Source organism: Flavobacterium frigoris (genome assembly GCF_900111075.1).
GTDB classification, from domain to species: domain Bacteria; phylum Bacteroidota; class Bacteroidia; order Flavobacteriales; family Flavobacteriaceae; genus Flavobacterium; species Flavobacterium frigoris.
The window spans coordinates 138828-165034 of record NZ_FOFZ01000005.1 but is presented as its reverse complement, the minus strand read 5'-3'; the positions used below and the strand labels follow the sequence as shown (position 1 = coordinate 165034).

Below are 26207 nucleotides of genomic sequence, written 5' to 3'. Positions count from 1 at the left end.
TATTAAATATTATATTTGCAAAATTTTAAAGTAAATAGTATAACTTATAGCGATGAAATGCTATATGTAAACATAAATATCATGAAAGCAGGAATTGTAGGATTACCGAATGTTGGAAAATCAACTTTATTTAATTGTTTATCAAATGCAAAAGCACAAAGTGCAAACTTTCCTTTTTGTACTATCGAACCTAATATAGGAGTTGTAAATGTACCCGATTCTAGAATGGAAAAACTAGAAGAATTAGTTAAGCCAGAACGCGTACAAATGGCAACTGTAGATATCGTAGATATTGCCGGTTTGGTAAAAGGAGCAAGTAAAGGAGAAGGTTTAGGAAATCAATTTCTAGGTAATATTAGAGAATGTAATGCTATCATTCATGTACTTCGTTGTTTTGATAATGACAACATCGTTCACGTTGACGGAAATGTGAATCCTATTCGTGACAAAGAAACTATTGATATTGAGTTGCAGTTGAAAGATCTTGAAAACGTTGAAAAACGTTTAGAGAAAGTAAATCGTGCAGCTAAAACAGGTAATAAAGAAGCGCAAACAGAAAAAGCCCTTTTAGACCGTATCAGAGAAACATTGCTTCAAGCTAAATCAGCAAGAATCGTAGTTCCTCAAAATCATGATGAAGAAGTTTTAATGGAAGCATTTCAATTGATTACAGCAAAACCAGTTTTGTATGTATGTAATGTAGATGAGAATTCAGCGGTTAGCGGAAATAAATATGTAGATCAGGTTCGCGAATTAGTAAAAGATGAAGATGCCGAGGTTATAATTCTTTCTGTTGGAGCTGAGGCAGATATTACCGAATTAGAAAGTTACGAAGAGCGTCAAGTTTTTCTAGAAGATATGGGCTTAATGGAGCCAGGTGCTTCCGTTTTAATTAGAGCTGCTTATAAATTATTGAAACAACAAACTTATTTTACCGCAGGTGTAAAAGAAGTTAGAGCATGGACAATAGATGTTGGGTCAACTGCACCGCAAGCTGCTGGAGTGATTCATACTGATTTCGAAAAAGGATTTATCCGTGCCGAGGTAATTTCATATGAAGACTTCGTTCATTATGGTTCAGAAGCTAAATGTAAAGAAGCAGGAAAATTCAAAGTAGAAGGAAAAGAATATGTAGTTAAAGATGGTGATGTAATGCATTTCCGTTTTAACGTATAGGAACAAAATTGAATAAAGAAAATAGATAAACTGTTGAAGAAATTCAGCAGTTTTTTTATGCCTACTGAATACTTTCTTAAGTACCTATTTCCAGCTTTCTGTTACAAGATTTTTCCAGACCTCCTTTTTTCTAAGACCATAAAGGAGCTTCCTTTGGTCGCTCTTTTTGCTCAAGAAAAAAACAAATCGGTCTAGAAAAATGCTTTCCACTTCAATCTGGGGTAAATAAAAAAACAGTATCATTTTTGATAAATTTTGAAAATGTTTCAAGATTTAAAATTCATAGTTGATTATTCAATCTTATTTTATTTGCTTTTTTTTTAGTATTTTTAAGGAAATAACACAATTATGAAAATTATAGCCTTTGGCGCAAGCCCCAGTAAAAATTCTATCAATAAAAAATTGGCAACCTATGCTGCCAGTTTATTTGAAAATGGTGAAGTAGAAGTGCTTGATTTAAATGCGTACCAGATGCCGATATTTACTGTAGATATTGAAGAATATATAGGGAAGCATCCTTTAGCGCAGCAATTTTTAGATAAAATAGCTGGTGCAGATATTTTAGTAGTTTCGATGGCAGAAAATAATGGAAATTATTCGGCCGCTTTTAAAAATATTTTTGACTGGTGTTCACGCATTTCGGGGAAAGTTTTCCAAGAAAAGCCAATGCTTCTTATGTCAACCTCAGACGGAAAGAAAGGAGCAGCAAATGTTTTGGGTATTGCTAAAAATGCATTCCCATATTATGGCGGCAATGTAAAAGCTTCGTTCTCATTGCCTAGTTTTTATAGCAATTTTGATGTTGAAAAAGGGGATATTTCTAATCCTGAATTAGATAATCAATTGAAGGCGATTGTTAGTAGTTTTCAATTCTAAAATCAAGAATCGTTAATCTTAAGTCTAAAATCATTTTGTCAAAAACATTCTTAATAACTTTGAGGGCTTACTCTATTAAAATATATTGAGATACCCTATATTAGCACAAAATCCACAAAATTTAAAATGTCAGATCAAAATCAGTATACCGAAGATAATATTCGATCGCTCGACTGGAAAGAGCACATCCGTATGCGTCCTGGGATGTATATTGGGAAATTAGGAGATGGATCTTCGCCTGATGACGGGATTTACATTCTTCTAAAAGAGGTACTAGACAATTGTATCGATGAATTCGTTATGGGTGCTGGCAAAACTATCGAGGTGACGATTAAGGATAAAACGGTTACCGTTAGGGATTATGGTCGTGGAATTCCTCTTGGGAAAGTGATTGACGTGGTTTCTAAAATGAACACGGGGGGTAAATACGATTCTTTAGCTTTTAAGAAATCAGTTGGTTTGAATGGCGTAGGAACAAAGGCAGTAAATGCATTATCGCATTACTTTCGTGTGGAATCCGTTCGCGATGAGAAACAAAAAGCCGCCGAATTTTCAGCAGGTAATTTGATGTTGGAAGAAGATGTTATTGATACCACAAAGAGAAAGGGAACCAAGGTAACTTTTATTCCAGACGAAGCCATTTTCAAAAATTACAAATACCGCTATGAGTATGTAATCAAGATGTTGAAGAATTATTGTTACCTAAATAATGGATTGACAATACTCTTTAACGGAGAAAAATATTTTTCTGAAAATGGTCTAAAAGACTTATTGGAAGAAACAATTCATGCCGATGATTTAGAATATCCTATTATTCACTTGAAAGGAGAGGATATCGAAATCGCATTAACACACAGTAAGACACAATATAGCGAAGAATACCATTCGTTTGTAAACGGACAGAATACCACACAAGGAGGAACGCATCTTGCCGCTTATCGTGAAGCGATTGTAAAAACCATTCGTGAGTTTTACAATAAAAGTTTTGAAGCTTCAGATGTGCGAAAATCGATTGTAAGTGCTGTTAGTATCAAAGTGATGGAACCGGTATTTGAATCACAGACTAAAACAAAGTTGGGTTCTACTGATATGGGATCAGAACCAGGAATGCCATCTGTACGAACTTTTGTAAATGATTTTGTTAAAACTAAATTAGACAATTACTTACATAAAAATACGGCGACTGCCGATGCTTTATTACGCAAAATTCTTCAAGCAGAACGAGAAAGAAAAGAATTATCGGGCATTCGAAAATTAGCAAAAGACAGAGCTAAAAAATCGAATTTACACAACAAAAAATTAAGAGATTGTCGTGCACATCTTACTGATACAAAAAACCCGAGGAATCTAGAAAGCACGCTTTTTATTACTGAGGGAGATTCGGCATCAGGTTCCATTACTAAATCTCGTGATGTGAATACACAGGCTGTTTTTAGTTTGCGTGGAAAGCCTTTAAACTCCTACGGCATGAGCAAAAAAATTGTTTATGAAAATGAGGAATTTAATTTATTACAGGCTGCCTTAGATATTGAAGATGACATGGAAAACCTACGTTACAATAATATTGTGATCGCTACGGATGCCGATGTTGATGGAATGCACATTCGCTTGTTGTTGATTACTTTTTTTCTGCAATTTTTTCCTGAGTTGATAAAAGATGGGCATTTATATATTTTGCAAACACCCCTTTTTAGGGTGCGAAACAAGAAAGAAACTATTTATTGCTATTCTGATGAAGAGCGAAAAGCAGCCATTGAAAAACTGAAACCTAAACCAGAAATCACCCGATTTAAAGGTTTGGGAGAGATATCACCAGATGAGTTTAAAAATTTCATTGGAGATACGATTCGCCTTGACCCAGTGATGATGGATAAAAACACCTCGATAGAACAATTGTTATCGTTCTATATGGGGAAAAATACGCCAGACCGACAAGAATTTATCATCAAGAACTTGAAAGTGGAGTTGGACGTGATTGAAGCGGTATAAAAAATAATATTAAATTGATAAGAACATTTCTTATACAATTCAAAGAAAATAGATGGACGAAGAAGAAAATTTAAATCCAGAAGAGCAACAAGAAGCGCAAAAATCTGAAGGGCATTTTTATAACAATAATGAAGACGGTGCGGACACCATTACCAAAGTTACAGGAATGTACAAGGACTGGTTTTTGGACTATGCTTCTTATGTAATTCTGGAACGTGCGGTTCCTGCAATTGAAGATGGTTTTAAACCAGTGCAACGTAGAATCATGCACTCGCTTAAAGAGTTAGACGATGGTCGTTATAATAAGGTAGCTAACGTAGTAGGGCACACTATGCAGTATCACCCACACGGAGATGCGAGTATTGGTGATGCGATGGTACAAATAGGTCAAAAAGAATTGTTGATTGACTGCCAAGGAAACTGGGGGAATATCCTTACCGGAGACAGTGCGGCAGCTTCTCGTTACATTGAAGCCCGTTTGTCTAAATTTGCTTTGGAAGTTATTTATAGTCCAAAAATTACGGATTGGGGAATGTCTTATGATGGTAGACGAGCAGAGCCTAACAACCTTCCTGTTAAGTTTCCATTGCTTTTGGCACAAGGTGCTGAAGGGATTGCGGTAGGACTTTCGACCAAAGTATTGCCACATAATTTCAACGAGTTAATAGATGCTTCGGTGAAAATATTGAAGGGGAAACCGTTTACGATTTATCCCGACTTTATGACCCAGGGTATTGCAGACATCTCCAATTATAATAATGGATTGCGAGGCGGTCGTGTGCGTGTGCGTGCAAAAATTGCGCAACTGGACAAAAACACCCTTGTGATTACCCAAATTCCGTTTTCGACCAATACGACTACTTTGATTGACAGTATTTTGAAAGCCAATGATAAGGGGAAAATCAAAATCAAAAAAATTGAAGACAATACCGCTGCCGATGTCGAAATTCTAATTCATCTTTTTCCGGGAGTTTCTCCAGATAAAACAATAGATGCGTTATTTGCTTTCACTGCCTGCGAAACATCCGTAGCGCCACTAGGTTGTGTGATTGAAGACAATAAGCCTTTGTTTATTGGTGTTTCTGACATGTTGAAAATTTCGACCAATAGAACGGTTGGTTTGTTGAAGAGTGAACTCGAAATTCAATTAAGTGAATTGGAAGAGCAATGGCATTTCTTGTCTTTGGAACGTATATTTATCGAAAACAAAATCTACCGTGACATTGAGGAAAAAACCACAAGAGAAGACGTTTTACAAGCAGTTGATGATGGGCTGAAACCACATATTAAACATTTAAAACGCGCTATTACTGAAGAAGATATTCTCCGATTATTAGATATCCGAATCATGCGTATCTCTAAATTTGATAGCAATAAGGCACAAGATAAAATTGAAGCATTAGAGGGAAATATAGAGCAAGTAAAACACGATTTAGAGCATTTGATTGATTTTGCAATTGCTTATTTTATCAAGCTAAAAGAGAAGTACGGAAAAGGGCGCGAACGCCAAACCGAACTTCGTGTTTTTGATGATATCGAAGCCACAAAAGTGGTTTTAAGAAACACTAAATTATACGTTAATAGAGAAGAAGGATTTGTAGGAACGAGTTTGAAAAAAGACGAGTACGTTACAGATTGTTCAGACATTGATGATGTAATTGTTTTTCTTCGGGACGGAAGTATGATGGTGACTAAAGTGGATGCCAAAACCTTTGTGGGTAAAGATATTATTCATATCGCCATCTTCGACAAAGGGGATAAGCGTACCATTTATAACGTGATTTATCGTGATGGTAAATCGGGTCCGTCTTATATAAAGAGATTTAATGTTTCTGGCGTAACCAGAGACAAACTATATGATTTGACAAATGGAACTAAGGGATCACAAATTTTGTATTTCACCTGCAATCCAAATGGAGAAGCTGAAGTGATTACGGTTCTCTTGCGTCAGATAGGAAGTATCAAGAAATTGAAATTTGATATTGATTTTGCTAGTATGGCTATTAAAGGACGCAGTTCGAAAGGGAATTTGGCCTCTAAACATCCAATTAAGAAGATTGAAATTAAAGAAAAAGGAATATCGACTTTACTGCCAAGAAAAGTTTGGTATGACGATACTGTTCAGCGATTAAATGTGGATGGACGAGGAGAGTTGCTTGGAGAATTTAGGCCAAGTGATAAAATATTGATTATCCAACAATCAGGAAAATTAAAAGTGATTACGCCAGAATTGTCTACTCATTTTGATTCGGATATGGTAGTGTTAGAAAAATGGGTTCCTAAAAAACCAATTTCGGCCATTTATTATGATGGAGAAAAAGAACGTTATTACATCAAACGCTTTTTGGTTGAAACCGAAAATAAAGAAGAGTTGATTATTACGGAGCATCCAAATTCACAATTGGAAATTGTATCAACGGATTACCGTCCAGTAGTTGAGTTGGTTTTTCCAAAGATAAAAGGGGTTCAAAAAGAATCGATGACAGTCGATATTGAAGACTTTATTGCGGTAAAAGGATTTAAGGCACTAGGAAATCAATTAACGACAGATAAGATCAAACAAGTGAATATGTTAGACCCATTACCTTATGAAGTTCCTGAAGAAATTGTTCCTGAGCGCCGAATCACAAACGACGACGGTACTGATGTTCAACTCGACGATGACGGACAAGTGATATTATTTTAATTATTAGAACATAAAAAAAAGCTCCGGAAGGAGCTTTTTTTATGTTCTAATAGTATTTAACTACTTCTTTTTAGTGACTTTCATATTGATCACTTCTACCATCAAAGAGAAAGAGATCGCAAAATACAAATATCCTTTTGGCACCGGTGTTACATGACTGCCTAAAATAAGCGCATTTGATAAGTGAGCGCTTTCTGTAAGCAACATAAAGCCAATAAGAATTAAAAAGGATAATCCCAGAATTTGTATCGAAGGATGTTTATTGACAAAATTACCAACAGGAACAGCAAACTGCATCATGATAAGAACTGAAATTACAACTGCTGTTATCATGATGTATATAGCACCTTCTACACCATTAGTCATACCGACTGCGGTAAGAATACTGTCAAAAGAGAAAACCAAGTCAATCATAATGATTTGCAAAAGCACATTTTGAAATGATTTTGTGGCGGCTTTACCTAATTCCTTTTCTTCGAGTCCTTTTTCATCCACTTTTTCTCTGATTTCACTGGTACTCTTATAAATAAGGAATAAACCACCAAGTAGGAGGATGATACTTTGGCCAGATACTTGTGCACTAAACCAATCAAAATCAATGGAAAACCAAGGTTTTTTCATTGCGATTAAGTGAGATATCCCTAGAAGAAGTAAGATCCTCATGAACATAGCAAGAAACATCCCTATTTTAGTTGCTTTTTTGCGACTTTCCAGCGGTAATTTGCCCGTGGCAATGGAAATGAAAATGATGTTGTCTATTCCTAGAACAATTTCCAGAAATGTTAATGTTAATAGGGCGATCCAAGCATCAGGATTTAAAAATACTTCCATTTTGTTTTATTATGATTTAGTGATTGTAATAGACTCAAGTCCTCGTTTTTAGTCGGATAATTTTGTTACGGTTCCTTTTTGTTTTCCAGGGACTCCTACCATTCCAAATTCAAAGGTATATGTATTTCCTGATGTTGTCAAAATTTTCATATCTATTGACTTTTCCTCTGCCATGTTTTTTGGATGTAATTTTTTCAAGATATACTCGCAATCGTTAATCCATCGTATCGATGCCGTATCTATTTTTCCATTGTAAGTTTCAATTTCCAGGCTGTCGTTACGTTCAAAAACAGTTGTTTTTTTAACCCCATTAACTTCATATTCAAAACTGAATTTACCGGTTTTAAAATCTTTGCAATTGCGTTCTACATTATAACAGGAAATTAATAATAGAAGTAGGGGAAGTAATAGTAATTTTTTCATTTTTAGTATTGGATTTTAATATCATATTTATCGAGAAGTCCAGGAATTCCTTGTGAGGAAAATCTGGCTTTTTTCATAGGATTGAATTCTGGGTCAATTTTATAATTGTAGGCTGTCAGGAAATTAACCTCCTTTAATTTGGTATCGTTAAAAATGGCGTTGTCTAAATTACAATTTTCAAAAACCGAATTAGAAAGCGTGCTTCCTATGAAACTAACTTCTTTCATCGAACAGTTATTGAATTTTGTCTTTGGCATTTTTTTATTGGCAAACGAAGAGTAATCCAAAACACAATCTTGAAAACTCACTGTAAATAAGAAATCAGTGCAGCTTTGAAACTGAATGCCCAATAATTTACAATTGGTAAAATGAACCGTTTTTAAACTGGTTCCCATTAAACTAGTCATCGAAAGATTGCAATCGATAAACTCGCAATCCATAAAGGTATTGTTTGAGAAATCACTGTTAGAGAAATCACAATTTTTAAAGACGCAATCTTCAAATTCCCGATTGCTGACTTTTTTGTCAATAAAAACGATTTTTTCAAATGTTTTTTGAATGTGAATCAAGTCTTCCATTAGTCGTTAAATAAAGCTTTCATAATAGTATTTAGTCCTTTAAACATTAAATACATTGCTCCCAGGCAGGCGGCAATACCAATGGCTAGAACGAGATAATGCCAAATATTTTGCTTGTTGATGAGTGCATTGTAAATAACAGATGGGCCTATAAACAACAGAGGCAAAGCGCCGGTTAGGTATTTAATTCCTTTGGATAAAAGTTCTTTATTGGTTGCCATTAATTTTAGTTTAAAAGATTTGATTTAACAGCAAAGAGTGCTAAGTTTTTGCAAAGCACACGACGCTATAATTTCAGTATTTATTTATTATAGAATTCAACAGCTTTCCTGACACTTCCGTGTTCTTGTAATAACGTAGCTGCTTCTTCATAAGGAACTGGAATTTCTCCCATAATCATTTTTACGCCGCGATCAACGAGTTTGGTGTTGCTTAGTTGCATATCGACCATTTTGTTGCCTTTTACTTTCCCGAGTTGGATCATAGTAGCGGTCGAAATCATGTTTAACACTAATTTTTGTGCTGTTCCGGCTTTCATCCTTGAGCTGCCGGTTACAAATTCCGGGCCTACTACAACGTCAATAGGGAATTGTGCTGTTTTAGAGAGCGGACTTCCTGCATTACAAGAAATACTTCCCGTGATAATATTGTTTTTCTTACACGCTTCTAAACCGCCGATGACGTAGGGCGTTGTTCCTGATGCGGCGATACCTATTACGACATCATTCTCAGTTATATTTTGTTCTTGTAAATCGCTCCATGCTTGATTAGCATTGTCTTCGGCATTTTCTACAGCTCTACGAATCGCCATATCACCACCGGCAATGATTCCGTTTACCAAGTCAAAAGGCACACCAAAAGTAGGAGGACATTCTGATGCATCCACAATCCCTAATCGTCCAGAAGTTCCAGCACCAATGTAGAACAATCTTCCACCCAATTTCATTTTAATAACAATTTGAGTGACTAAAGTTTCAATTTGGGGAAGTGCTTTTTCAACAGCATAAGGAACGGTTTTATCCTCTTGATTGATGTTAGCAAGCAGTTCTTGTACGGACATTTTTTCCAGATGTTCGTATTTTGAGGATTCTTCGGTGGTTTTAGTAAATGTCATTATAATTTGAAATTATGATTTTTTAAAAGGACAACTAAACGTTGACCGAGTACTAAGTTGCGTGAGGGATAGCAGTGGAAATCCTTTTTTATAATGTAGCGCTAGCAAAATTATAAAAAAGATTGAAACGCATAGCCCGACCCTTGTGGTCACGCCCAAATTGTAAATTTATAAAAAATAAGCCAATGCAATTCCCAAAACAATCATGGAAACTTTGGCAATATTGAATTTATGTCCTTCACTACTTTCAAAAATGATAGTGGAGGAGATATGAAATAATATACCGATGACAACGGCTGTGATTTCAGTGTAATAATCATTTAGTAATGGCAGATAATCAGATGCTAACGTCCCCAAAGGAGTCATTAATGCAAAGGTGAGCATGAAGCCAAAAATCGCTTTTTTGTGCAGATGTGAATTAATGAAAAAAGTGGTTAGGATAATCGCTATCGGTAAATGGTGGATAGCAATACCAACCGCTAAATCGTGGTGATGACTTACCGGAAAACCTTCCAGAAATGCATGTATGCAAAGACTGATGAACAGCAACCAAGGAATGTGTGCCATGTTTACGTGCCCGTGCGTATGTCCATGTTCTGCACCTTTTGAGAAAAATTCGAGTATAATCTGGAATAGAATTCCAAGCATTATGCAAATTCCTATATTTGGATTTTTACTTTCATAAACATCTGGCAACAAGTGCATCACAGTTAAAGATAATAGAAAAGCGCCACTAAAAGCCAATAGTAACTTTAGGTTGGTTTTGTTATTAGGTTTTAAAAACAAAGCGATCCCATATCCTAGTAGTACTGAGAGTAAAGGTAAAAGGTAATTCATACTTAGTTGTTGAATTGTTGTTTTGGTGCAGTCCCGAATCGTTCCTTTATAGGGGCGACTATATAAATTTACGAATTGCCGAATAGATTATTTAAAAATCATTATTAATCTCTCGCTTTCATTTCTATAGAACTTTTTCAATTTATAGTCTCCAAAAGTGTCTAAAAGATAGATTCCGGCTTCTTCCATTAATGCTTCAAAGTCTTGCAGTGTTAGGGCTTTTACTTTTTCGGTGAAATGAAATTTTTGTCCTTTGTCTTCAAAGTCAATTTCTTTATAGATATGTCCGTCTTTTAAATAGCGCTTTAAATGAAAATGAATTCCTTCGACCGTTTTTGTTTCTTCTGGAACTAGCGTATTAAGCACTTGGTTCACATTCATGAAGTCAATCACGGCAAAACCATATTCAGATAAGCTTTCTTTGATCGCTATTAGAGTCGTAAGATTGTCTTCGTCTTTTTCGAAATAACCAAAACTGGTAAACAAATTGAAAATGGCGTCGTATTTCTCTTCAAAAGGCTCTCTCATGTCATGCACTTTAAAATGCAAAGTGTCATTTGTATTTTTACTAGCTTCGACAATACTGTTTTCAGATAAATCAGCTCCCAAAACATCAAAGCCTAATTGGTTCAAATAGATCGAGTGACGGCCTTTGCCGCAAGCCAAGTCAAGTACTTTGGCGTTTTCAGGAAGATTGAGGTAGTTCGTTATGTTGTCCATAAAAAGCTGCGCTTCGGTATCGTTTCGCTCTTTGTAAAGGATATGATAGTAAGGTGTATCGAACCATGAACTGAACCAAGTTTCTGTTGGTTGTTCTGGATTTATATTCGCTGGTTTTTGTTCTTCAGACATTTATTCTTTTTCAATTAATTCAAGTCCCGCAAATTTAGTGTATTTTTGCTGAAAAATAACGAAACCGTGCAGATACACTAAGATTCTCGTTGAGAAACCTTTAATTTTGATCACGGATTAAACATAAAGCAGAAAAAGGTCTGTTTTAATTGATACACACAAATGGAAAATAATTTTAAGATGGTTGCCAAAACCTTTTTTGGTTTTGAGGAAATATTAGCAAAGGAATTACAAATGTTGGGCGCACAAGATGTGGAACAGGGAGTAAGAATGGTAAGTTTTAAAGGGGATAAAGGGTTTATGTACAAAGCGAATTTGTCATTACGTACCGCTTTAAAAATTTTGAAGCCTATTTATTTTTTTAAGGCAAACAATGAACAAGCTTTATATAAAGGAATTTCTGGCGTAAACTGGTCAAGATACATCAATGCCAATCAAACTTTTGTCATTGATGCTACAGTGCATTCAGATAATTTCAATCACTCTGAATTTGTATCTCAAAAATGTAAGGATGCGATTGTAGATCAATTTAGAGAACGTACAGGACAACGTCCAAGTATTGATAAAATACACCCCGATTTAAGAATCAACATTCATATCGACAAAGACCAAGTTTCTGTTGCATTAGATACTTCAGGAAACTCATTGCATCAACGTGGATATAGAACAGCAACCAATATTGCTCCTATAAATGAGGTATTGGCAGCAGGTGTTTTATTGCTTTCAGGTTGGGACGGGCAAGGTGATTTCTTGGATCCAATGTGTGGTTCAGGTACTTTCTTGGCTGAAGCAGCTATGATTGCTTGTAATATTCCGGCAAACATTAACCGTAAAGAATTTGCATTCGAAAAATGGCATGACTGGGACAATGATTTGTTTGACAATATCACAGACAGTTTATTGAAAAGAGTAAGAGAATTTCATTACACCATAAAAGGTTTTGATAAAGCGCCATCTGCGGTAAGCAAAGCAAAAGACAATATTAAGAATGCCAATTTAGAAGAATATATCACCATTGAAGAGAAAAATTTCTTTGACACTGAGAAAACGACACAAGGAAAATTACACATGGTATTTAACCCTCCTTATGATGAGCGATTGGATATTCATATGGAAGAATTCTACAAAAATATTGGCGATACTTTGAAGAAAAATTATCCTGGAACTAATGCTTGGTTCATCACTGGAAATCTAGATGCATTGAAATTTGTAGGATTAAAACCTTCAAGAAAAATCAAACTTTTCAACGCTAGTATTGAAGCGCGATTGGTTAAATACGAAATGTACGAAGGAAGTAAAAGAACAAAATTTCAGACTCAGGAACCAGATAATACTGCGGCTATTTCAGACAATAGTGATCAGTAATCAGTTTGCAATAGTAAGTGATAGGTTTACAGTGAACAGTTTTAGAACAATAAAGAGTATATCAGTTAGAACAAAAAATTTAGACAATAAAACTCCGCAAAGTCTCCCCTTCCTTCGGAGGGGGTTGGGGGGAGGATAAAATATAGATACAATGAGTAAATTACAAGTAAGAGCATTTTTATACCAATTGGGCTGTTTTGCCATACTATTCATTTCAGCACGTTACCTTGTGGAACGTTATACAGAATTAATAGGCTTCTGGATTCCTTTGACTGCCTTTGTTGTTGGGACGCTTTTGTCTCCAAAATTTCAAGCCGTTAAAACTAAGGATGGCGAGAAATTGTATATGAAATGGATTTTCACCAAAGGAGTAAAAGAAATAGGATAACGTTTATTCAAAAAACACATCAAAAAAGAACCGCAGCTTCACTGATTATTAAAATCATGAACTGCGGTTTATTATTTTTGAGTTAGTAATACTATAGATTAAAACTCTGTAATCTATGTCAAATGAAATGCCTTTCTAATCACAATAAAGGCTATGTTTCTATGTGTTTTAAAAAACAAGTCTATCATAGAAAAGTAAAATGTTCCTACCGCAAATGCGCAAATTTTTATTTTTGAATAAGTAACGATAGCTTAGAATTATGAAATCTATCTCTAAACACAATAAAATCTACCTTTCTATGTGTTGAAAAACAAGATTAAGAAACTTTACTTTTTCTTTTCTCCTTTTTTAGGCGCTACAACTGGTATTACTTTCTTTTTATAAATAGGAATGAAATAGGAAACAGTATAATTAAAACCTACTCCAAAATCACCGTTATAGGTTCTATTAAAGCCAGGAATATAGAGGTTCTCAAAATTCGCCGGCTCTTTATTAGAAACCAATCGGTTCAAGCGAAAGCTGAATCCCACAAAAATATTATCAAACACTTTTGCTTTTACCCCGGCAACCACTTCGATCCAGCTGGCTGTTAATCCGTTAAATTTTGCTCCCGAAGCAATGGCAGGTATTTCTCCAAAATAAGGATTGGCGTTGTAAATTTTATAGCTATTCAACTCCTGATTAAAAGTACTAAAACCATAGCGCAACCCAATAGAGATAATATTCTCCATGTCTAACCAGTTTTCGTAAGCATTGTAATCAAAACCTGCTTTTAGATATGATCCTTTTGTTGTAAAATTCAATCGGGAATCATCGGTAGTTTTATTTTCATTTCCTATTTCGGCAGCCAAAAAATATTTTTTTGTCAATCGATAGTCACCCACAAATTCGATTCCCTTATAATCCTTGTCATACAAGGCACGGCTTACTTTGAATAGATCAATACCCACTCGCAATCCATAACGGTTTGTTTTTACAGGAACCGCTGTATTTTGTTGCTCATCTGGCAATTTCACTGTCTTTAAATTCCCGTTATCAGGAATTATAGCTTTAGTACTTGTACTGTCAGCCACATTTTTAAGCGCAGTAGTTTGCTTCGCCAGTTCGCCTTTTTCGCTAGTGTCTTGCGCCTGAGCTAAAAGTAAAGATAAAACTAGGCAAATACTAAAAATATATTTCAAGATGTGTTTCGTTTTCGTTAGCGATACTACTGTTTTTAACTGCAATGTATTGAATCCATTTCTTATCTGCTGTCGCAGCATCAGTATGAACATAAGGCGTTTGAGGATCTAAGGTATAATTAGTTTTAAAACCACAGGCACGGGATACAAATAACTCTTCTCGCACATAATTAAATTTAAGGATGTCTTCGTTTACTAATCCAGGATTTGTACTTACATAGTTTAAAATGAAACTGAAAGTAGTCGCATCTGCATCTGTTTTCAGAGGAATTGAAACCGTACTTCCATTAATCAAACTACTACCATTAAAAATAACACCATCGGTTATTCCTTCGCCGGTTATTTTTAAATTCGTTACATTTTTTAAAACGGACGAATTCGTGACATCATAAAACGAAATCACTAAGCGGGGAGTGGTAACCGTATTGGTATCACAGATATCGTCTTTCTCACAACCGGAGAAAGACAAGGCGATAACAAACAGTAACAGTATTATTTTTTTCATAAATGGGTAAAATTCCAATTTTTAAAAATTCCAAATTCCAAATTCACATGCAAAACTCAATGTCTCTAAACTCTAACTTTACTCTTATCTTCTTTCTAAAAGAACCACATTCTCTACGTGATGCGTTTGCGGAAACATATCCACGGGACGTACGCGAGCCACTTTATATTTCTCGTCCATCAAGCCTAAATCGCGGGCTTGTGTAGCGGAGTTACAACTTACATAAACGATTTTTTCAGGAGCAATTTTCATAATTTGTTCAATTACATCTTTGTGCATTCCATCTCTTGGTGGATCAGTGATGATAACATCAGGTTGTCCGTGTTGTGCAATGAAATCATCGTTAAAAACGACTTTCATGTCTCCTACAAAGAACTCACAATTATCAATATTATTACGTACAGCATTTGCTTTAGCATCTTTGATGGCATCAGGGACACTTTCTACACCTATAACTTTTTTTGCTTTTTTAGAAACAAACTGAGCAATAGTACCCGTTCCAGTATATAAATCATAAACGATTTCATTTCCAGTTAAACCGGCAAAATCTCTCGTTATTTTGTACAATTCATACGCTTGATCAGAATTGGTTTGGTAGAATGATTTGGCATTAATACTAAATTTCAAACCTTCCATTTCTTCCAGGATGTAATCGCGTCCTTTATATAGTTTAATGTCAGTGTCGTATAAAGTATCGTTTGCTTTATTATTCACTACATATTGCAAAGAAGTAATTTGTGGGAACTTCTCATAAAGATGATCCAAAATCAATTCTCTATTTGCTTTGTCGTTTTCAAAAAACTGAATCAACACCATGATTTCTCCCGTAGAAGAAGTACGCAACATTAAAGTACGTAGCAAACCTTCGTGTGCTCTAGGGTTAAAGAAAGTCAGACCATTTGCATTAGCAAAATCTCGTACTTCGTTTCTGATTGCGTTTGATGGATCTTCTTGTAAATGACATTTGTTGATGTCCAGGATTTTATCCCACATTTTCGGAATATGAAATCCTAATGCATTTCTGTTTCCTAAATCTTCCGTACTACCTATTTCGGCTTCGGTCAACCAACGGCTGTTTGAAAACGAAAACTCCATTTTGTTCCTGTAGAAAAACTGTTTTTCTGAACCTAAGATTGGTTCAAATTCAGGAAGTTCTACTTTTCCTATGCGTTGCAAGTGGTTCAACACTTCATTTTGTTTGTAATACAACTGTTGGCTGTATTTCATATTTTGCCATTTACAACCGCCACAAACACCAAAGTGCTCACAGATAGGTTCTATACGATGTTCTGAATATTCATGAAAATGAATCGCTTTTCCTTCGTAATAGGCCTTGCGCTTCTTAAAAGTTTGCACGTCAACCACATCACCCGGAACCACATTTGGGATAAACACTACTTTCCCATCAGGGGCCTTTGCTACTGATACTCCTTTTGCACCTGCATCGATGACTTTTATCTGGTGAAACACCACCTTGTCTGTATTTTTCTTTGCCATGGCGCAAAAATAAGCGTTTGTACCTTAATATTTTCAAAAAGAGATGATTTTTATTTGTGCCTATTCCCGCTTTCCGCTACAAATCCCCAGTTCTTCAAGCAAGAATACTACCCCAGTAAAGGAGCTTCCTGCGGTCGCTCTTTACTAGCAAGTATTCTAAAGCTTTCCATCCTGCGGGTTTTCCGCTAGAATCAGGGGCAAGGGAGTAGATTCCGAATTAAAAATGATTTTTACGTTTCATCCATTCATAATTCACGATCGTCAGAAAATAGAAAACTACATCTGCACAAATTTTCCCAGCCATGATACCAGTTAATGCGTTTCCAGTGAAGATAGGCAACCAATACATACAAAACGGACGAATAAATAAAATATCTAATGCGGCAGGATATCCAAATTCCAGTAATAGGTTTTTGATAATCATCAGCACGTCTCTGAAAGTCGTCTTTTTTTGTATGGCTTTGTTCTTTTTGGAACGGTGGTAGTACGCCAAGCTGATAATCACACTATAGAAGGCAAAATATTCAATAAATGTAATTAAGTAAGCCGTGGTCAAACCACTAAAGATTCGGCTAAACTGGGAACCCAACAAAGCAGCCGTTGTCGCTGCCAACTCGGCATACTTATAGCGGTCAAACCATTCTTTAAACTGTGTTTTAGAAAGCATAATTGCGTATTTCTACTTTAATGAAAGACAAAACTAGACAAAATTACGGTTAGTGAACAGCAAAGTTGTTTCTGCAAAGGATTAACCTTAATACAAGATTTCTTTATGAAGTTAGGATTGCGAGTACAAATGAGGAACATCTACTGGCTGATGGGAAACATCAACTAAACTTCTAAAATCTTTTCCCGTAGGTTCTTCAAAAACTTCTAATTTAAATTGAGAGGTAATCGTTAGTAAATGATCAAAAATATCAGATTTGACTACCTCATATTTTTCCCATTCTTTTTCATAAGTGAAACAATAGATTTCTAGCGGCATCCCTTTAGAAGTTGGGTCTAATTGCCGAACCATATTTGTCATTTCTATATTGATATTTGGATTTGAAAGAATATAGTTTTCGGCATAAACTCTAAAAACGCCAATATTAGTCAAGCTTTTGGCATTAACTACGTTAGATTCATTATCAATTAACGCAGAATTGGATTTTTTAATTTCTTTTTCTTTCTCAAGGATGTAGTCTCTTATGAGTGTATATTTTTTAAACTGTTCCAGCATTTGATCATCACAAAAACAGAAACTACTTACTTTTAGATAAATGGCTCTTTTGATTCTTCGCCCTCCTGAATTACTCATTCCGCGCCAGTTTTTAAACGAGTCAGTAATGAAAGCGTAGGTAGGAATCGTAGTGATTGTTTTATCCCAGTTCTGGACTTTAACAGTGCTTAAATTGATGGACATGACGTCGCCATCAGCATCATATTTTGGCATGGCAATCCAATCGCCCACGCGCACCATATCATATACGGACATTTGAATGCTGGCCACAAAACCTAAAATAGTATCCTTGAAAATTAATAACAAAATAGCAGTCATCGCGCCCATGGCTCCCAGGAAGTAAAAAGGACTCTTTCCTAAAAGTAAAGACAAAATGAGAATTCCACCTATCAAATAAACAATGATATTCAATACTTGAATGTAACTTGTAACGGGCTTGTCCATGAAAATAGGCGACTTGGATAGAATGTTATCAAAGACCGCCAGCAAAGCAATAATCGTCCAGACGATTACTAAGAGAATTACAATCATGGCTAGCGTAACGATATAATTTGCAAGTGTTGGATACTCCGCAAATATGGAAGGCACTATGACAATGACGAGAAGCGCCGGAATGATATAAGCAAGTTTATCAAATATTTTTTTCTCGATTAAGATGTCGTCCCAGGTAATCTTAGTTTTTAAAAATAGTTTGTGTATCGAGTCAATAATTAGTTTTTTGGTTAACAACCAAGCGATAAAACAAAGAATAAGTAAACCCAAAAGTAGTATTGGAAGATTGATGTAGTGAGCAATTCGAGGATCTATATTAAAAAAATCAGTTAACCAACTAGGATCTAGTTGTATGGAGGGATATTTTTCGTCAGGTAGAATCATTGCTATAATTTGTTTTATGCAAAGGTAACATTCACAATTGAAGACACTAACAGAACCAAAGGATTGGCTTTTTCTTAACAAAGACTGGATTGTGTTTTAGACTACTATTTTCACTACGCCATAAATTGTCGAGGATTGCAAGCTTCAGCTAGTTAAAAACGCTGATTACTTTCAATTTCTAATTTTAGTGTATCAATGAGTACTCGACTTGTATTTTAATTGAATAGGCAAATAAACACCTTCGAAGTCAGGAGACTTCGAAGAGCATTGGTAATGTTTTGATTAAAAGCTAATTATTTTGATAGGTCTTTGTGATGTTACGATTTACTCGATCAAAAGTCAATACCAATTTTACCTCATTAATTAATCGCTTTAAACTGTTTCATCTCTTGTAATGGTTCGATGGCATTGTAATCTTTCCATATCTTAGGATCATAGGATTTGATCGTTGTAAATTTAAAATCAGTTTCCTTTATTTTGTCAATCGCCCCTTCGGCTATTGTAGTACGAGACATATTTAGGAATTCCGTTTTGCTACTCGTATTGGCTTCAATTTTTAAATCCAATTCAAGCACATCCTTTTCGCTACTTGTCAATTCTATAAATTTCACGGGACGGTTTAAATAAAAGTAATTTCCTTTCTCAATAGCGGCATATTGCATGTAGTAGCTATCGTCTTCGGTTCTTTTTTTGTAAATTATGCTTCCTTTACTAACATTTTCGGACACTTTAATTCCCAAAAGAAACTTCATGTTAAAATTATGCACCTTTTCACCGTTATCTAAAACATAATCAGTTCTCAGGATGGCATAATCAGTTTCAGAAATATACAATTTACCCACATACATGGCTTTGCTTTTTCGAGGTTTAAAAGTAAGAACGTAAGCAAATTCATTTTCATTAGTGTAAGTCGTACCTTCAAAAGTATAGTCATACAGCTCTGGTTTTTGTATAAAATCAAACTTCTTGTTGTTTAACAAATTGGTTTGATACATAAAGCTGCTAAGGTTACTTTTTGTAGCAGTTAACTGACTGTCTATTTCTATGTCAATACCTTTGTTTTTCTTTTTATTGAAGTCTTTACGTAACGAAATCGTATCTCTTGATCCAAAAAGACCACTTTTTGCGCGATAATATTTAGTGGAGTCTAAGTGTTGTAACATCATATTCATAGCTGTTTTTTCTAAATCGTCTAGGGACGTAGACTCTCCTTCATTTTTTAAGACAGTAGCTTTTAAAACAGCTAGTTTGGAGGTAAACACAAACTTATCAGCTTTTTTGGTTTTAACCGAATAGTAGTTACAAAGAATATCGGTAAATGATAACGGCGGATGCGATATTAATTTTTTAGAAAAACCCTGCAAGTCATTGTTGACTTTCAATAAAGCTTGCTTGCTAAAACCAGTTGATTTGTTAATCTCCACATCAATTATCGAAGGATTAAAATAATTAGAGGTTCTGTAGAAGAACATTTCTTTTGACCCTTTTTCGCCAGTGGTATAATTACGGCTCAAGTTGGCTTTTACATTAGCCATAATCTCATATGGATTGGGTTTTATATTGGATACAGCAACATCATTTAGTTGAAAAACACCAGGTGCCAGTTTAATGCTATAATCAAGTCTTTTTAATTCGGCGACGGTCAATTGCTGATTAACATAACCCAAATAGGAAACTGTAATTAGGGTTTCGTCCTTACTGTTGTTTTCTGAGAGTGTAAAATAGCCTTCACCATTAGAAACCAAATTTTCAGATTCGTTTACCTTAATATTAGCATACGGAATACTTTCCCCAGTTGCGGAATCAATGATTTTACCTTTTATGTTTTGAGCAACTCCTAGCTGAAAAAGGAATAAAATGAAAAAAGAATTAATTAAAATTTGCTTCATTTTTTAAAATGTTTAGTTGTATTAATTATGATGATTGTCTTTAGATACTAAATTGATTTTTGAGATAAAATTTAATGTTTCTATTTTTCAAATGTAAAGGTTATTAGAATAGGAATTAGAGCGTATTTATTAATTTTATGTTAATTTTCTTACTAAATTAAAATTTGTACTTAGGTGCGAAAATTAAACCCATCCCGTTCAGCGGTAGTGCTAAAAAGGTTGATTATAAAATTTTTAAAACTAAACTTTAAAATAGAATTAAACATAATATCTTTACGTTTCTATAATTAGCTTTTATTTAAATGAAAAAACTATTACTTATTACGATTTTCGCAATTACCGCAGGTGTTTTTGCTCAAGATAACACTCCAAGCACTGTTGGTCAGTACTACACTAAGAGAGAAGTACACATTAAAATGCGTGACGGAGCATCGCTTTATACTGCGATCTACACGCCCAAAGACCATTCGAAAAAATACCCAATTATCATGCAACGCACTCCGTACAGCTGCGCACCTTACGGCCCTGACCAATTCAAGAAAAGCATTGGCCCTAGCGAAACTATGATGAAAGAAGGCTATATTGTAGTTTACCAGGACGTACGTGGACGATGGATGAGTGATGGCTTGTATGACAATATGCGAGCGTTCATTCCTAATAAAAAATCAAAGATGGATGTTGATGAAGCTTCAGATACCTATGATACCATTGACTGGTTAGTTAAAAATGCAGACAATAATAATGGAAATGTAGGTGTATGGGGAATTTCATATCCGGGCTTTTACTCCACTTATTCGTTGTTGAGTAATCACCCTGCTTTAAAAGCAGTTTCTCCTCAGGCCTGTATCAGCGATTTTTTCTTTGATGATTTTCACCATAACGGTGCGTATTTATTGAGTTATTGGAAAGCGACACCACTTTTTGGTATTCAAAAAGCAGAACGCACAACCACTTCTTGGTACAAATTCCCTGATTTAGGAACCAAAGATGATTATCAGTTTTTTCTAGATGCAGGACCGCTGGCTAACTTGGATAAATATTACGGAAAAGAAGATGAATTTTGGCAACAGCTAAAAGACCATTCCAGTTATGATGATTTCTGGCAAAAAAGAGGGATTCTACAACACTTAAAAGACATTAAACCTGCAGTGATGACCGTAGGTGGTTGGTTTGACGCCGAAGATTTATACGGACCTTTGAATACCTATCAAGCTATAGAGAAAACAAGCAAGAATTACAATACAATTGTTATGGGTCCATGGAGTCATGGAGACTGGGCGAGAGATGGAGCGAAAGCTGTTATTGGAAACATAAATTTTGGTGATAGTATTTCGGGGTTCTTTCAAAAAAATATTGAAGCTAACTTTTTTCGTCATTTCTTAAAAGATAATGGTAAAGGAGAAAACAAACTACCAGAAGCTTATGTTTTTGATACAGGATCTAAAGATTGGAAAACGTATGACGTTTGGCCACCAAAAAATGCAGCAAAAGAAAGCTTTTATTTGGCACAAGATAAATTAACGGAGGCAGCATCAAATGAGGTTGGTTTTCAAGAGTATATCAGTGATCCTAAAAAGCCTGTTCCTTTTACGGAAGATATCAATCAAAAAGGGATTACACCAAGAAAATACATGACCGATGACCAGCGTTTTGCAGCCCGCCGTCCTGATGTATTGGTGTATGAAACAGAGATTTTAAAGGACAATATGACGTTGGCTGGAGATATCTTGGCACAATTACAAGTTTCCACTTCAGGAACAGATTCGGATTGGATTGTAAAAGTAATTGATGTTTTTCCTAGTGACGAACCAGAAACGGCTGAGGTAGCACCCTATTTAAAAATGAGCAATTACCATATGATGGTACGAAGTGAAGTGATGCGTGGTCGTTTTAGAAATAGTTTTTCTAAGCCAGAGCCTTTCGTGGCTAATCAGAAAACAGCGGTAAATATTAAATTGCAAGATGTAATGCATACGTTCAAGAAAGGACACAAAATCCAAATCCAAATTCAAAGTACGTGGTTTCCTTTGATTGACTTGAATCCACAAACTTTTGTAGAGAATATCTTTTATGCAAAACCAGAAGATTTTAAAAAGCAAACACAACGCGTGTATGATGATTCTAAAATTATATTTACAGTTTTGAAATAATAGATTGCTACTTTCAAACAAAAAACCCAATCCTATTCATTAGTGATTGGGTTTTTTTGTTTTTAGGGGGAGGATTATTATTGAGTTGCGAGTGTAAATTGGATGGCTTTCTCAACAAGCGGTTCCATAACCTGATAACCAGCTTTGTTAGGATGCACTCCGTCATTTGAATAAGTAAGGGGTAAGCCTTTTTTATCGTCAACCATAACGGAGTAATAATCAACATAGGTGATGTTATAGGACTCGGTATAATGTTCAATATTTTTATTTAAGGCTATGATGGTATCTGCAGGCTTTTCTTTAGGTTTCCAATAAAAATAATTGGCAGGTAAAACAGAACACAAAACAACCTTGATGCCATTAGCCTGAGCGAGTTCTATCATCGAAAAAATATTGTTTTGGATCATTTCTAGAGTCGAAGGACCTGTGTTTCCAGCAATGTCATTTCCGCCGGCAAGAATAACAACTAATGCTGGCTTTAAGTTAATGACGTCGGCTCTAAAACGCAGCAGCATCTGCGGTGTCGTTTGCCCGCTGATTCCTCGATTGATATAGGGTTTTCCTTGAAAAAAATTAGCGTTAACAGTGGGCCAAAATTCAGTTATGGAATCACCCATAAAAACAACCCTTCTTTTTCCGATTTCAGCGTCTTTTATGGCAGCATTTTCTTTTTTGTATTTGTTCAAATAAGGCCAGTCATGAGCTTGTGTTTTTTGTGCCATAAAGAATTATAGATAGAATTGTGAAAAGTGATTTGAATACTTTAGTAGTAAACAGAGTCATTATATACTATTAAGTAACACTTTTTAAGGAACAAATTTAATAATTTTAAATTAATAAGTAGCCCTGACAATTTTCCGTTATGAAAAAGTTGTAATTGCTTTTAACATAGTTTTTTTTTATAAACAAGAAAAGAGTATTTCCAAATTGAACCAACTTTTAAATTTTCGTTAAAAAATCTATGAAGTTAAAATACTACATTTTTAAAGTCTTAAATTTGAGTAAATTAAAAAACACAATTATGAAAAGAAATGCAACCGCAGTATGGAATGGTTCTCTTAAGGAAGGCGCTGGAAAATTGACAACACAAAGTAAAACATTAGAAAATACACAATATTCATTCAAATCTCGTTTTGAAGAAGGAGTAGGTACAAATCCTGAGGAATTAGTAGCTGCAGCCCATTCGGGTTGTTTTACGATGCAACTTTCAGCTTATATTACCGAAGAGGGTTTTGAAATTGAAAGTATTGAAACTAAATGTGACATTGATCTAGTGGATGGGGCAGTTATTAGTTCTCATTTAACGGTAAGTGCTAAAATAAAAGGGATATCTGATGATGCTTTTCAACAACAAGTTACAAAAGCGGAGAAAAATTGCCCAATTTCTAAATTACTGAACGCTGCTATTTCTACAACTGCCATGTTGGCTTAAAATAGCATTTTAAATTATATAAAAAAGTCTCCAAAGAGTAAAATGGAGACTTTTTTGTTGTAAAAAAACTTTTATGATAGTGATTTGCTAAAACAAACACTATCGTCTATTCCTTCATATTGACCATAATTAGTTGTGACAGAATATCCATTCTTTTTGTAAAGCGCAATCGCTTCAGGATATCTTCTGCCAGTTTCTAGAATACAACTGGTAAACGACAATTCTTTAGCCCAAAATTCTAAGGCGCCTAATATTTTAGAAGCAATGTTTTTACCGCGGTTCTCAGGATTAACAAACATTCTTTTTATTTCGGCAGTTTCACCTTGATATACTTTAAAAGCTCCACAGCCTACCGCTATATTGCCATCATAGGCAACCACAACATGTTTTATACTGTCAGTTTTATTGAATTGGGCATAAAAGATATGTTCTTCGCCATCCCGAATCTGGATGTCTTTGTCAAGCAGCGCAATTAATTGGATGAAATCAATATTATCTGGGTTTGTTCTTAAAATTGTTATCATTTATTTAATCAAATAAATCAGAGGACAAATAGCGGTCTCCTCGGTCACAGATTATAGCTACGATTACACCCGATTCTAATTCTTCGGCTATTTTTAAGGCCGCTGCCACAGAACCACCGCTGCTCATTCCTGCAAAAATACCTTCTTCAAGTGCAAGCCGTTTTGTCATTGCCCGCGCTTCAGTTTCGCTTACTTCCATAATGCGGTCTACTTTTGAGGAATCAAATATTTTAGGTAAATATTCCTGAGGCCATTTTCGAATACCTGGAATTTGAGAGCCATCACTCGGTTGTGCACCAACTATTTGTACATTTGAATTTTGTTCTTTTAAGTAGGTAGACGTTCCCATAATGGTCCCTGTAGTCCCCATGGCAGCAACAAAATGAGTTACGGTGCCATGCGTGTCATTCCAGATCTCTGGACCAGTCGTTTTATAGTGGGCTTTCCAGTTATCGTCATTGGCAAACTGATTAAGCATGATATAACCACCTTCAGCCACTTTTTTGTCTGCATAATCTCTGGAGCCTAATATTCCTTCTTTTGCAGAAGTTAGGATTACCGTCGCACCATAAGCGCGCATGGTTTGGGTGCGTTCCTTGGTTGAATCTTCGGGTAATACAAGTTCGATTTCTATATTCAACAATTGGGCAATCATAGCCAATGCAATTCCCGTATTTCCACTAGTGGCTTCAATCAATTTATCTCCTTTTTTGATGTCGCCTCTTTCTAAAGCGGATACAATCATATTATAGGCAGCACGATCTTTTACAGAACCTCCAGGATTGTTTCCTTCGAGCTTCAACAATAATTTTACATTCTTATTTTTAATCAAATTGACGCTTTCTACCAAGGGGGTATTCCCAATTAGGTCTAATAATTTTTTAGGTTCCATGCTATCTTAGTTCTTTTATTTTTACTTCTGTGGTTGTAGTGTTGGTCACTAGTGAATTTTCTGGAATGGATTTAGTAATCCAAGAGTTTCCACCAATGATACTATTTTTACCGATTACAGTATTTCCTCCTAAAATGGTTGCATTAGCATAAATACATACGTTTTGCTCCACTGTGGGATGTCTTTTTGCATTTTTCATTTCTTTACTAACGCTGAGCGCTCCTAAGGTTACCCCTTGGTATATTTTCACAGATTTTTCAATGACTGTAGTTTCTCCAATTACGATACCAGTAGCATGATCTATAAAAATGGGGGAATCTATTTTGGCACCGGCATGGATGTCCGTTCCAGTGATTCGATGTGCGTATTCGCTCATCAATCTGGAAAAGAGAAGTAGGTCTAAAAGATAGAGCTCGTGGCTCAGTCTATAGATGGCAATAGCATAAAATCCAGGATAGCCAAGATATACTTCCTCGATACTATTAGAAGCAGGATCATTTTCCAAAAAATAATTAGCATCTTGATTTAATTTTTCAAGAACGGAAGGCAGTTTTTCTAAATAGTGTTCCCAAATAGAATCACAGATTCCTGTCGGCTTTTTGCAGGCAATTACAGAAATTTCTTTGAAAAGAACTTGAAGTTCGTCAATACTTTCGCTCAACGGCGCATTGGCATCAAATAAAGTATAGAATAATTTTTCAGTAAAATCTTCTATTTTTGTTTTGATTCCGTAATTAATGGAGGATTGCCCCTTTAAAGAGATTATATTTTTAATAATCAGATCTTTTGTCATGATTATGGGATTGAATGATTAATAGAAAAGGCTTAAAGTACGCAGTAATTAGAAACAGCAACAATAATTCCCTGTTGAAATTGGAGGTGCATGTTGCTTATTATTTTGTTTTTGGTCTCAATAAATAAGAC

The 26207-nt window shown here is 35.2% G+C and carries 25 protein-coding genes; 8 read left to right on the top strand and 17 right to left on the bottom strand.

Features of this window, described 5'->3' with window-relative positions:
- Positions 1-81: 81 nt before the first annotated feature.
- From ychF to BMW63_RS09140, 4 genes are all read left to right on the top strand, one after another.
- Positions 82-1176 (top strand): redox-regulated ATPase YchF, encoded by a 1095-nt coding sequence (gene ychF, locus BMW63_RS09155; protein ID WP_074723224.1) that lies wholly within the window; start codon positions 82-84, stop codon positions 1174-1176.
- A gap of 348 nt (positions 1177-1524) precedes the next feature.
- Complete coding sequence (locus BMW63_RS09150; protein ID WP_074723159.1) at positions 1525-2052, top strand: NADPH-dependent FMN reductase; 528 nt, start codon at positions 1525-1527, stop codon at positions 2050-2052.
- Between the two features lie 126 nt (positions 2053-2178).
- A complete protein-coding gene (locus BMW63_RS09145) occupies positions 2179-4041 on the top strand; it encodes a DNA topoisomerase IV subunit B (protein ID WP_074723158.1) in 1863 nt (620 codons plus the stop codon).
- A 52-nt stretch (positions 4042-4093) separates the two neighbouring features.
- The gene (locus BMW63_RS09140; protein WP_074723157.1) at positions 4094-6727 is read left to right on the top strand and encodes a DNA gyrase/topoisomerase IV subunit A; all 2634 of its coding nucleotides are present in this window, start codon (positions 4094-4096) and stop codon (positions 6725-6727) included.
- Positions 6728-6787: 60 nt separating this feature from the next.
- Here BMW63_RS09140 and BMW63_RS09135 read toward each other — a convergent pair whose 3' ends face one another.
- The 7 genes from BMW63_RS09135 to BMW63_RS09105 form a co-directional block, all read right to left on the bottom strand.
- Positions 6788-7558, bottom strand: a complete 771-nt coding sequence (locus BMW63_RS09135; RefSeq protein ID WP_074723156.1) for a TerC family protein — start codon at positions 7556-7558, stop codon at positions 6788-6790.
- A 48-nt stretch (positions 7559-7606) separates the two neighbouring features.
- Positions 7607-7981: a DNA topoisomerase IV gene (locus BMW63_RS09130; RefSeq protein WP_074723155.1), complete on the bottom strand. Its 375-nt coding sequence runs from the start codon at positions 7979-7981 to the stop codon at positions 7607-7609.
- Positions 7982-7983: 2 nt separating this feature from the next.
- On the bottom strand, positions 7984-8559 hold the full coding sequence (locus BMW63_RS09125; RefSeq protein WP_074723154.1) for a pentapeptide repeat-containing protein: 576 nt from the start codon (positions 8557-8559) through the stop codon (positions 7984-7986).
- Positions 8559-8780 carry a DUF6095 family protein gene (locus BMW63_RS09120; RefSeq protein WP_074723153.1) on the bottom strand — a complete coding sequence of 74 codons (222 nt, stop codon included), beginning with the start codon at positions 8778-8780 and terminating at the stop codon, positions 8559-8561. Before BMW63_RS09120 ends, BMW63_RS09125 begins: the two co-directional genes overlap by 1 nt.
- 80 nt (positions 8781-8860) lie before the next feature.
- Positions 8861-9673, bottom strand: a complete 813-nt coding sequence (murQ, locus tag BMW63_RS09115) for an N-acetylmuramic acid 6-phosphate etherase (RefSeq protein WP_074723152.1) — start codon at positions 9671-9673, stop codon at positions 8861-8863.
- A gap of 168 nt (positions 9674-9841) precedes the next feature.
- Complete coding sequence (locus tag BMW63_RS09110; protein ID WP_074723151.1) at positions 9842-10510, bottom strand: ZIP family metal transporter; 669 nt, start codon at positions 10508-10510, stop codon at positions 9842-9844.
- 87 nt (positions 10511-10597) lie between these two features.
- Positions 10598-11362 carry an SAM-dependent methyltransferase gene (locus BMW63_RS09105; RefSeq protein ID WP_074723150.1) on the bottom strand — a complete coding sequence of 255 codons (765 nt, stop codon included), beginning with the start codon at positions 11360-11362 and terminating at the stop codon, positions 10598-10600.
- Between the two features lie 162 nt (positions 11363-11524).
- Between BMW63_RS09105 and BMW63_RS09100 the strand changes: the two genes are divergently transcribed.
- Positions 11525-12727, top strand: coding sequence for a THUMP domain-containing class I SAM-dependent RNA methyltransferase (locus BMW63_RS09100; RefSeq protein ID WP_074723149.1), 1203 nt, complete (start codon positions 11525-11527; stop codon positions 12725-12727).
- Between the two features lie 151 nt (positions 12728-12878).
- Positions 12879-13115 (top strand): hypothetical protein, encoded by a 237-nt coding sequence (locus BMW63_RS09095; RefSeq protein ID WP_074723148.1) that lies wholly within the window; start codon positions 12879-12881, stop codon positions 13113-13115.
- A 326-nt stretch (positions 13116-13441) separates the two neighbouring features.
- On the opposite strand, the gene BMW63_RS09090 is transcribed toward BMW63_RS09095, so the two are convergent.
- From BMW63_RS09090 to BMW63_RS09065, 6 genes are all read right to left on the bottom strand, one after another.
- Positions 13442-14296, bottom strand: coding sequence for a DUF6048 family protein (locus BMW63_RS09090; RefSeq protein ID WP_074723147.1), 855 nt, complete (start codon positions 14294-14296; stop codon positions 13442-13444).
- Positions 14280-14801, bottom strand: coding sequence for a DUF6452 family protein (locus BMW63_RS09085; protein ID WP_074723146.1), 522 nt, complete (start codon positions 14799-14801; stop codon positions 14280-14282). The genes BMW63_RS09090 and BMW63_RS09085 overlap by 17 nt, the downstream gene beginning before the upstream one ends.
- Before the next feature lie 84 nt (positions 14802-14885).
- On the bottom strand, positions 14886-16298 hold the full coding sequence (gene rlmD, locus BMW63_RS09080) for a 23S rRNA (uracil(1939)-C(5))-methyltransferase RlmD (RefSeq protein WP_074723145.1): 1413 nt from the start codon (positions 16296-16298) through the stop codon (positions 14886-14888).
- Between the two features lie 217 nt (positions 16299-16515).
- On the bottom strand, positions 16516-16965 hold the full coding sequence (locus BMW63_RS09075; RefSeq protein ID WP_074723144.1) for a hypothetical protein: 450 nt from the start codon (positions 16963-16965) through the stop codon (positions 16516-16518).
- Between the two features lie 111 nt (positions 16966-17076).
- On the bottom strand, positions 17077-18396 hold the full coding sequence (locus BMW63_RS09070; RefSeq protein ID WP_083380408.1) for a mechanosensitive ion channel family protein: 1320 nt from the start codon (positions 18394-18396) through the stop codon (positions 17077-17079).
- 359 nt (positions 18397-18755) lie between these two features.
- Positions 18756-20285, bottom strand: a complete 1530-nt coding sequence (locus tag BMW63_RS09065; protein WP_074723143.1) for a carboxypeptidase-like regulatory domain-containing protein — start codon at positions 20283-20285, stop codon at positions 18756-18758.
- Positions 20286-20587: 302 nt separating this feature from the next.
- On the opposite strand from BMW63_RS09065, the gene BMW63_RS09060 reads away from it, so the two are divergent.
- Positions 20588-22435, top strand: a complete 1848-nt coding sequence (locus tag BMW63_RS09060; protein WP_074723142.1) for a CocE/NonD family hydrolase — start codon at positions 20588-20590, stop codon at positions 22433-22435.
- Positions 22436-22512: 77 nt separating this feature from the next.
- On the opposite strand, the gene BMW63_RS09055 is transcribed toward BMW63_RS09060, so the two are convergent.
- A complete protein-coding gene (locus BMW63_RS09055) occupies positions 22513-23157 on the bottom strand; it encodes an SGNH/GDSL hydrolase family protein (protein ID WP_074723141.1) in 645 nt (214 codons plus the stop codon).
- Positions 23158-23456: 299 nt separating this feature from the next.
- Here BMW63_RS09055 and BMW63_RS09050 point away from each other — a divergent pair, with 299 nt between their 5' ends.
- Positions 23457-23867, top strand: coding sequence for an OsmC family peroxiredoxin (locus tag BMW63_RS09050; RefSeq protein WP_074723222.1), 411 nt, complete (start codon positions 23457-23459; stop codon positions 23865-23867).
- 71 nt (positions 23868-23938) lie between these two features.
- Here BMW63_RS09050 and BMW63_RS09045 read toward each other — a convergent pair whose 3' ends face one another.
- From BMW63_RS09045 to epsC, 3 genes are read right to left on the bottom strand one after another with little or no spacing between them, the layout of a single operon-like run.
- Positions 23939-24391, bottom strand: a complete 453-nt coding sequence (locus tag BMW63_RS09045) for a GNAT family N-acetyltransferase (RefSeq protein ID WP_074723140.1) — start codon at positions 24389-24391, stop codon at positions 23939-23941.
- Positions 24392-24395: 4 nt separating this feature from the next.
- Entirely contained in the window at positions 24396-25283 is an 888-nt protein-coding gene (cysM, locus tag BMW63_RS09040) for a cysteine synthase CysM (RefSeq protein ID WP_074723139.1), read from the bottom strand.
- 1 nt (position 25284) lies between these two features.
- Positions 25285-26076, bottom strand: coding sequence for a serine O-acetyltransferase EpsC (epsC, locus tag BMW63_RS09035; RefSeq protein WP_074723138.1), 792 nt, complete (start codon positions 26074-26076; stop codon positions 25285-25287).
- Positions 26077-26207 lie beyond the last annotated feature (131 nt).